Annotated in this window: 12 protein-coding genes; 8 read left to right on the plus strand and 4 right to left on the minus strand. The window is 47.8% G+C overall.

The window, feature by feature from the left end; genetic code table 11:
* Positions 1–81: 81 nt before the first annotated feature.
* Together K0778_RS24135 and K0778_RS24140 are read right to left on the minus strand one after the other, a co-directional pair.
* Positions 82–423 (minus strand): restriction endonuclease subunit S, encoded by a 342-nt coding sequence (locus tag K0778_RS24135; protein ID WP_153520317.1) that lies wholly within the window; start codon positions 421–423, stop codon positions 82–84.
* The gene (locus K0778_RS24140) at positions 420–1,976 is read right to left on the minus strand and encodes a type I restriction-modification system subunit M (RefSeq protein WP_072643605.1); all 1,557 of its coding nucleotides are present in this window, start codon (positions 1,974–1,976) and stop codon (positions 420–422) included. The genes K0778_RS24135 and K0778_RS24140 overlap by 4 nt, the downstream gene beginning before the upstream one ends.
* Positions 1,977–2,158: 182 nt before the next feature.
* Between K0778_RS24140 and K0778_RS24145 the strand changes: the two genes are divergently transcribed.
* The 7 genes from K0778_RS24145 (at position 2,159) to K0778_RS24175 (ending at position 7,319) form a co-directional block, all read left to right on the plus strand.
* Positions 2,159–2,380 carry a type II toxin-antitoxin system Phd/YefM family antitoxin gene (locus tag K0778_RS24145; RefSeq protein WP_001190712.1) on the plus strand — a complete coding sequence of 74 codons (222 nt, stop codon included), beginning with the start codon at positions 2,159–2,161 and terminating at the stop codon, positions 2,378–2,380.
* Positions 2,380–2,760, plus strand: a complete 381-nt coding sequence (locus K0778_RS24150; RefSeq protein ID WP_001216034.1) for a type II toxin-antitoxin system death-on-curing family toxin — start codon at positions 2,380–2,382, stop codon at positions 2,758–2,760. Before K0778_RS24145 ends, K0778_RS24150 begins: the two co-directional genes overlap by 1 nt.
* 4 nt (positions 2,761–2,764) lie before the next feature.
* Positions 2,765–2,944 (plus strand): hypothetical protein, encoded by a 180-nt coding sequence (locus tag K0778_RS24155; RefSeq protein WP_000113018.1) that lies wholly within the window; start codon positions 2,765–2,767, stop codon positions 2,942–2,944.
* Positions 2,945–2,971: 27 nt separating this feature from the next.
* Entirely contained in the window at positions 2,972–4,015 is a 1,044-nt protein-coding gene (locus tag K0778_RS24160) for a DUF968 domain-containing protein (protein ID WP_072643599.1), read from the plus strand.
* 88 nt (positions 4,016–4,103) lie between these two features.
* Positions 4,104–4,556 (plus strand): late promoter-activating protein, encoded by a 453-nt coding sequence (locus K0778_RS24165; protein ID WP_001326849.1) that lies wholly within the window; start codon positions 4,104–4,106, stop codon positions 4,554–4,556.
* 85 nt (positions 4,557–4,641) lie between these two features.
* Positions 4,642–5,835: a hypothetical protein gene (locus K0778_RS24170; RefSeq protein WP_054486466.1), complete on the plus strand. Its 1,194-nt coding sequence runs from the start codon at positions 4,642–4,644 to the stop codon at positions 5,833–5,835.
* Entirely contained in the window at positions 5,835–7,319 is a 1,485-nt protein-coding gene (locus K0778_RS24175) for a terminase (protein ID WP_072643598.1), read from the plus strand. The genes K0778_RS24170 and K0778_RS24175 overlap by 1 nt, the downstream gene beginning before the upstream one ends.
* A 24-nt stretch (positions 7,320–7,343) precedes the next feature.
* Here K0778_RS24175 and K0778_RS24180 read toward each other — a convergent pair whose 3' ends face one another.
* Together K0778_RS24180 and K0778_RS24185 are read right to left on the minus strand one after the other, a co-directional pair.
* Entirely contained in the window at positions 7,344–8,195 is an 852-nt protein-coding gene (locus K0778_RS24180) for a phage repressor protein C1 (protein ID WP_072643597.1), read from the minus strand.
* Between the two features lie 110 nt (positions 8,196–8,305).
* Entirely contained in the window at positions 8,306–8,515 is a 210-nt protein-coding gene (locus K0778_RS24185) for a hypothetical protein (protein WP_000874156.1), read from the minus strand.
* 187 nt (positions 8,516–8,702) lie between these two features.
* Here K0778_RS24185 and K0778_RS24190 point away from each other — a divergent pair.
* Positions 8,703–8,938: IS5/IS1182 family transposase (locus K0778_RS24190; RefSeq protein ID WP_001533761.1), on the plus strand; the 236-nt coding region annotated here is incomplete at its 3' end.

An 8,938-nucleotide genomic window follows, 5' to 3' on the forward strand; every position in this document is an offset into this window, starting at 1 on the left:
AAATCAGCCACGAAGAGACGATTTTGGGCTGAAAATTGGAAAATTGAGCCACAGGACGTCGATAAAGGACGGTTTGGGGCGTCATATCGGGAGCTGCGGACCACTTAATCGCAACTTCCTTAATGTAATCAGGCCGCAAACATTAGTTATTGAAAATTTACCTGTTCGATAGAACACAGTGCCTGCATTTGCGCCATCTGTTGTCCAGCTTATATATTCGCCATCAAAATCGAAGGTATTGATAGAACCTATTTTCCCATTATTTGCAGTTTGAGAGCTATAGACAGGATATGGGCCAAAATTTTCAGTTAAATATCCCTTTGACATAACTCTGCCTCTTCTTAAGGCTGAGACTTCCCCCAATGGCAACCACTCAACCTCAACCCCATCCAGCAATTTTTCCAGATAACTCATCTCGCTCATTTCTGCACCTCGCAGCCTTCAATTTCAGCCACAATCGCATCAATATCTTTGCGCAACTGGTCGATTTTGCTGACCGTGGTTTTCAGCTCAGCATTCAGCTCACCGATATCGATAATTTCGCGGTTATCTTTCGCTTCCACATAGCTGCTTACCGACAGGTTATAGTCATTAGCGACAACGGCCTCAAACGTGACAGATTTTGCCAGATGAGCAACATCTTCCTTGCTGGAAAATACCTGCATAATCTGTTCGATATGGGCATCAGTCAGGATGTTGTTATTAGTCTCTTTTTTGAATAGCTCGCTGGCGTCAATAAACTGAACGTTGGTATCGGTTTTATGTTTAGACAACACCAGAATATTGACGGCAATGGTGGTGCCAAAGAACAGGTTCGGTGCCAGTGAAATCACGGTTTCGACATAGTTATTATCGACCAGATACTGACGGATTTTCTGCTCTGCGCCGCCACGGTAAAAAATACCCGGGAAGCAGACAATCGCAGCACGACCTTTGGCAGAAAGATAGTTCAGTGCATGTAATACAAACGCAAAGTCAGCTTTGGATTTGGGGGCCAGAACGCCAGCCGGGGCAAAACGCTCATCGTTAATCAGCGTCGGGTCATCGCTGCCAATCCATTTCACCGAATACGGCGGGTTAGAAACGATGGCATCAAACGGTTTTTCATCTCTGAAGTGCGGTTCAGTCAGCGTATTGCCCAGCTTGATATCAAACTTGTCGTAGTTGATGTTGTGCAAAAACATGTTCATACGCGCCAGGTTATAGGTCGTATGGTTGATTTCCTGACCGAAAAAACCTTCTTCGATGATATGGTTATCAAACTGTTTTTTCGCCTGCAACAACAGTGAGCCGGAACCCGCTGCCGGGTCGTAGATTTTGTTAACGTGGGTCTGCCCGTGCATAGCCAGTTGTGCAATCAGCTTGGAGACGTGCTGCGGTGTAAAGAACTCACCGCCTGACTTACCGGCATTTGCCGCATAGTTAGAAATCAGGAACTCATAGGCATCACCGAACAGGTCAATCTGATGTTCGTTGAAGTCACCAAGTTTTAACCCTTCAACCCCTTTCAGAACCGCAGCCAGGCGGGCATTTTTATCTTTAACGGTGTTACCCAGGCGGTTACTGGTGGTATCGAAATCAGCAAACAAACCTTTGATGTCAGCTTCTGAAGGATAACCGTAAGCAGAACTTTCGATAGCAACGAAGATGCTGTTTAAATCTGCATTCAGTCTGTCATTAGTATTTGCTTTCGCAGCTACGTTGCAGAAAAGCTGACTGGGGTAGATGAAGTAGCCTTTAGTTTTGATGGCATCGTCTTTAATGTCATCAGTAATTACGCTGTCATCCAGTTTCGCATAACAGATACTGTCATCACCGGCTTCAATATAACTGGAAAAATTTTCGCTGATAAAACGGTAGAAAAGTGCGCCCAGAACGTATTGCTTAAAATCCCATCCATCGACCGAACCCCTGACATCGTTAGCAATTTGCCAGATTTGACGATGAAGCTCTGCACGTTGTTGAATACTTGTCATTTTCATCCACTTATTTCAGGCTTATGTAATTGGCGGTGATTCTACAGCAACTTGGATGCTTTAGCAGTTCGGACATTAGGCTACGAATGACCTGCCTAGAGGTTTGTTAAGCCGCAAAGTGCTGGTGCTTTATGCCTGTGAAGTTTATAATCGTGTACACATAACGAGTACACGAGGTGTTTATGCAATCCATTAACTTCCGTACCGCGCGTGGCAACCTTTCTGAAGTGCTCAACAATGTTGAAGCCGGGGAAGAGGTTGAAATCACCCGCAGAGGCCGTGAGCCAGCAGTAATTGTCAGCAAGGCTACTTTCGAAGCCTACAAAAAAGCGGCGCTGGATGCTGAATTTGCATCCCTGTTTGACACCCTGGACTCCACCAACAAGGAACTGGTTAACCGATAATGAGGCATATATCACCGGAAGAACTTATTGCGCTTCATGATGCGAATATAAACCGCTACGGCGGCCTGCCGGGAATGTCAGATCCGGGTAGGGCAGAGGCCATTATCGGGAGAGTTCAGGCCAGAGTTGCCTACGAAGAGATCACCGACCTTTTCGAAGTCTCCGCCACCTACCTGGTGGCTACAGCGAGAGGGCATATATTCAATGATGCCAATAAGCGTACCGCGCTAAACAGTGCGCTGTTATTTCTACGCCGTAACGGGGTGCAGGTATTTGATTCACCTGAACTGGCAGACCTTACCGTAGGGGCTGCGACCGGAGAGATATCTGTATCTTCTGTCGCCGACACGTTACGTAGATTGTATGGTTCCGCGGAGTAGATTAATGGCACGTAAATACAACAAATTGTCCCGTGAAGCGTTAAAGATGCTTCTTGATGGCGTGAGTCGCCGCGAGGTAAAGCAATACCTGGTTGGTAAGCAAATTGGTGCCAGGACCGCTATTGCTGTGTTATGCCGTCAGGAAATGGTTGTGCTTAAACAGAGAATGCCGGGCAGCAGATAAAGCCCAATCAGTGATGAAAGGTGTGATGTGAAAGCCGTAATTACTCCCTTTGTACAAAAAGAGCTTGGCGTCGCCACATTCAAAGTGGATCAGGAAGTCAGAAAGCTGGTGGAGGCTGGCCGTAAATTTATTATGGAGCCGGTGCCGCGTGAGTTAATCGAGCACATGGACGACGGCCTCGTTGTTTCCGAGCAAACTATGGCAACAAATGAGGCGTTGCAGCCGTTTTTTAACAGCGATGAACTGTTTCGCCGTATTGGTGGAATTGACGCGCTGGTGGCGTGGTTGCGCAGGAAAGAGGGGCAATGCCAGGCCGCAGATCGTAGCTGGTGTGACAACCATATTGTCCACGCAGAACGAGACAATAGCGCGGTGTTGTTGTGCTGGCATCACGATAACCATTACCGGATGCGTGGTTTTAATGAGCTGAAAGAAACGCTGCATAATAATCGCGTTAACTGGATACTGGATGTCGCCCGTCAGGAAATGGGGCTTTCAGATGGCCATGATTTAAGTATTCAGGAACTGTGCTGGTGGGCTTTCATGCGCAACATGATGCACCTGATGCCGGAAGAAGTTTGCCGTATATCAATAAATAAGATGAAAGCCGCAACGCAGGATAGCGGACCTCTGAAAGAGGCGGATATTCGCCCGTATGACGATCGCGCTACAGCATATGTTCAGATGATGGAAGAACGCGCCGCGCCGATGCGTGCAAAAGTATGCCCTGTGGATGTTGACTCCGACCCTGGCATGGCGCATTTCAAAATACCAAAACTGCAATCGCTAAAATTACCTGAGTACATGGACTTTGTTGCTTCCCGTCCATGCTGTGGGTGTGGAGCTGCGGGAGCTGGCGCTCACATTACGCCTTATATCGTTCGTCATAGTCGATTATGCGCGCATGACATTTACGCAATTCCTCTGTGCCAGTCATGCCAGCGTGATATTGAGCGTGACCGCGATAATTGGGAGAAGACGCACGGTAGGTTGGCGATGCATCAACGATTGTTCTTTGATTACGCGCTTGGAGTGGGCGTTATCACAAGTCATTCGTCGAGTGTTAGATAAAATTGCTCTAATGTATTGCTATTTCTTTAATCGAGGGTATTATATTCCACGTTGATTAGTTGACATGGGCTAATCAGTAGGTGACAGGATGTTACTTAACTGGCAGGGACGCCACTTCATGGAAATAAATCACTCACGAATAACATCGTACGAGATTGCGGATTACATGATCCGCACTAAATCTCTTCTATCAGCGAAAGAACTCGCAGCAATTCTTGAAAAGGAATACCCGCATCTGGATGTCGATAAGCGCGATGTTTATCTGCGCTTAAAGGCTATCGCTGTGTCTAAGTATTCGTCTGTTTTGATTGATGACAGTACACGCCCACGTAGATTTCAGATCCACTCTCTGAATCCTGAATTCTTTCGCCGTAGCCGCGCTCCGCGCCGGTTTGATGAAAAACTCCAGAATGAACTCTATATGACGCAGGACGAAAAGGAACGCCGGGAGCACCAGCCTTGGGTAATGGCGCGTCAACTTTTCAATAAGGTGGCCCGTCAGCACCGTCATTACGGTAATGCCACATCCGCACGTATCTGATTGATTGCTTGCCCGTTCCGGGCCTTTTGACATGTGACTTTCGTTACCCTCGCGTCAAAAAGAGTTTTTACGAAAGGAAGCATAAGTGACCTGGGACGATCACAAGAAGAATTTTGCTCGCCTGGCGCGAGATGGTGGTTACACCATCGCACAGTATGCCGCCGAGTTTAATCTTAACCCTAATACCGCACGTCGTTATCTCCGTGCCTTCAAAGAAGACACCAGGACTGCGGACAGCCGCAAGCCAAATAAGCCAGTCAGGAAGCCACTAAAAAGCATGATCATTGATCACTCTAATGATCAACATGCAGGTGATCACATTGCGGCTGAAATAGCGGAAAAACAAAGGGTTAATGCCGTTATCAGTGCCGCAGTCGAGAATGCGAAGCGCCAAAATAAGCGCATAAATGATCGTTCTGATGATCATGACGTGATCACCCGCGCCCACCGGACCTTACGTGATCGCCTGGAACGCGACACCCTGGATGATGATGGTGAACGCTTTGAATTCGAAGCTGGCGATTACCTGATAGATAACGTTGAAGCGCGGAAGGCCGCGCGCGCTATGTTGCGTCGGTCCGGGGCCGATGTTCTGGAAACCACTCTTCTGGAAAAGTCTCTTTCTCATCTCCTTATGCTGGAGAACGCCAGGGATACGTGTATTCGTCTGGTGCAGGAAATGCGCGATCAGCAAAAAGACGATGATGAAGGTACTCCGCCTGAATACCGTATCGCGAGCATGCTAAACAGCTGTTCCGCGCAGATAAGCAGCCTGATCAACACCATTTACAGCATCCGGAATAACTATCGAAAAGAAAGCCGGGAGGCGGAAAAGCACGCTTTGTCTATGGGGCAAGCTGGCATTGTTAAGCTGGCATACGAACGAAAGCGTGAAAATAACTGGTCAGTGCTGGAAGCAGCTGAATTCATCGAGGCGCATGGCGGGAAAGTGCCGCCCCTGATGCTGGAGCAAATCAAAGCCGATCTGCGTGCTCCTAAGACCAATACCGATGATGAGGAAAACCAAACAGCATCTGGCGCTCCATCACTTGAAGATCTGGATAAAATCGCGCGAGAACGGGCCGCCAGCCGCCGCGCTGATGCGGCATTGTGGATTGAGCATCGTAGAGAAGAAATTGCCGATATCGTCGATACAGGTGGTTATGGTGATGTCGATGCGGAAGGCATATCAAACGAAGCATGGCTTGAACAGGATCTGGACGAAGACGAGGAGGAAGACGAAGAAGTTACCCGCAAACTGTACGGGGATGATGATTAATGGCCAGAAGTTGCGTAACGGACCCACGTTGGCGCGAGCTTGTGGCGCTATATCGTTATGACTGGATTGCGGCCGCTGATGTGTTGTTTGGGAAGACACCAACCTGGCAGCAGGATGAGATCATTGAGTCCACGCAGCAGGACGGCAGTTGGACAAGTGTGACCTCCGGCCATGGTACTGGTAAATCGGATATGACGAGTATCATTGCAATACTCTTCATCATGTTTTTCCCCGGCGCTCGCGTCATTCTGGTCGCTAACAAAAGACAGCAAGTCCTTGATGGTATTTTCAAATACATAAAGAGCAATTGGGCTACTGCTGTTAGCAGATTCCCGTGGTTGTCGAAGTATTTCATTCTTACAGAAACGTCTTTTTTTGAGGTGACTGGCAAGGGTGTTTGGACAATATTGATAAAGTCCTGTCGCCCCGGAAATGAGGAGGCGTTGGCTGGTGAACACGCCGATCATCTCTTGTATATCATCGACGAAGCGTCGGGTGTGAGTGATAAAGCATTCAGTGTGATAACAGGTGCGCTGACCGGTAAGGATAACCGTATTCTGCTTCTTTCCCAGCCTACGCGACCTTCAGGCTATTTCTACGATTCACACCACAGACTAGCTATTCGCCCGGGAAATCCTGATGGATTGTTTACTGCGATAATACTGAATAGTGAAGAATCTCCGCTTGTAGATGCAAAATTTATACGAGCAAAACTTGCGGAGTATGGCGGTCGTGATAACCCCATGTACATGATCAAAGTACGTGGTGAATTTCCCAAATCTCAAGATGGCTTTCTTCTTGGTCGTGATGAGGTTGAGCGGGCGACGCGGCGAAAGGTCAAGATTGCCAAAGGGTGGGGCTGGGTTGCATGTGTTGACGTTGCTGGTGGCACAGGACGAGATAAGTCCGTTATTAATATCATGATGGTGTCCGGCCAGCGAAATAAACGCCGTGTAATCAACTATCGTATGCTGGAATACACAGACGTTACAGAAACGCAGTTAGCCGCCAAGATTTTCGCAGAATGTAACCCAGAACGGTTCCCGAACATAACCATAGCTATTGATGGCGATGGCTTGGGGAAATCGACGGCTGATCTAATGTACGAACGCTATGGCATTACCGTCCAGCGTATCCGCTGGGGTAAAAAGATGCACAGCCGTGAAGATAAAAGCCTTTATTTCGATATGCGCGCTTTCGCGAATATTCAGGCGGCAGAAGCTGTAAAATCAGGGCGTATGCGGCTTGATAAGGGGGCTGCGACTATAGAGGAAGCATCAAAGATACCGGTGGGGATAAATTCCGCAGGTCAATGGAAGGTGATGTCAAAAGAAGATATGAAGAAAAAACTCAACCTGCACTCACCAGACCATTGGGATACATACTGTTTCGCTATGCTGGCGGATTATGTGCCCCGGGATGAAGTGCTTAGCGTCGAAGACGAAGCGCAGGTTGATGAAGCTCTGGCATGGCTTAATGAATAACTCATTAACCATGCCGGATGGAAACTATTGCGCGCTTTCGGGGTTGTCGTTTACTGGCTGCCCCTTCTTAGTTTTGCGGCTGCGCGTAACTGATGCGGCTGATTTGACCTTTTTCTCTTCGCGAGTGATGGCAATTTGTTTTTTTACATTTTCAATATCTGCCAGGCGATATATTTTTGCCTGTGGCCAGCGGCCGCAGATGATCGGTTCTATAGAGTCATAAAGGCTAAATTTTGCTTTCTCAAATTCACCGTTGATGATGATTCCATCTCGGAGAGTTTCATCGCAGATAAACACGCCACATAGCGGCACATGGTAACTAACTGATTTGCCATCATTGTAGTTAGGGCTACTGGAAATGTAATGGACGCGCAGCATTGTTTCGCTAAAGCCGTGTACGCGCATACGGAATTTTTCATCCTCCGGGTACTGCTTCATTAGCTCTTTTGTTGCTTCCAGGTTCTCTATGTATTTCGCACTGCGCTCATTGATCCCCGCGCTTTTCTGGATGCGAATGTCCTTATCAATCAGATGAATAATGCGGCCAGCGGTCATATTGACGCTGTTCACAGCTTCTGTCTGATAAGTTGTAACCTTACGCACACCGCGAAGGATGTTAGGCACTGGATATAAAATAGTCTTTGGGATATTGAGGTCTGGGTACTGTTCCAGTTCCCGCGCCATTAAAGTCCATTTATCAATTTCAGCCTGAATGCTGTCAGTTTCTTTGAACGGTAGAACGACAACCGGGCGTACAGGACGACCGTCGCTGGCTGTATCAACGTGTTGGGCGCGTGCAACAGCTTTTTTTAGAAAGAGATCCCTGAAGCTGACGAACTCCTGGTACAGTTGTTCGCCGTAGACATAATTTATCATTGATCCTCCTCCAGAATTGACATGGTCAATAACGCCCGGCTGAGAAAACCGGTCATTACTGACCTATATTATAGAGGGATCAAACGAAAATAATAGATTTATTAGTGCATTTATTGTGAATCTAACTGGTTAGTTGCCATGAGATATTCGATTGTGTCAGTGAGGTCATCCAGGTCGTCTTGGGTGATGCGGTACTCCTGATTGGATATCTTTGAGTAGTGTTCAGCAATGGCGCGGGCTGCGTCGGTTTCGGCAGGGTCTACAGATAAAGCGTTAGAGCAATGTCTAACGTCGTCGATGGTTGGTTGAATGAAAGCCATAATTATGCCTCACTGTATTGACAACACAGAGCCTGAAGCTCTGACCTACTGTTTCACCCATGATCCATGCTGGGGTAATCTAACAACATTGCGCTGTGTGTAAGATGAGCAATGCATAGGGAAGGTGCGAACAAGTTCCTGATATGAGATCATCATATTCATCCGGAGCGCATCCCAGAGGGACATCATGAGCCATCAACTCACCTTCGCCGATAGTGAATTCAGCACTAAGCGCCGTCAGACCCGAAAAGAGATTTTCCTCTCCCGCATGGAGCAGATTCTGCCATGGCAGAATATGACCGCTGTCATCGAGCCGTTTTATCCCAAGGCGGGCAATGGCCGACGGCCCTATCCGCTGGAGACCATGCTGCGTATTCACTGCATGCAGCATTGGTACAACCTGAGCGACGGTGCCATGGAAGA

The organism is Escherichia sp. XD33 (assembly GCF_019375075.1).
GTDB classification, from domain to species: Bacteria; Pseudomonadota; Gammaproteobacteria; order Enterobacterales; family Enterobacteriaceae; genus Enterobacter; species Enterobacter flexneri_A.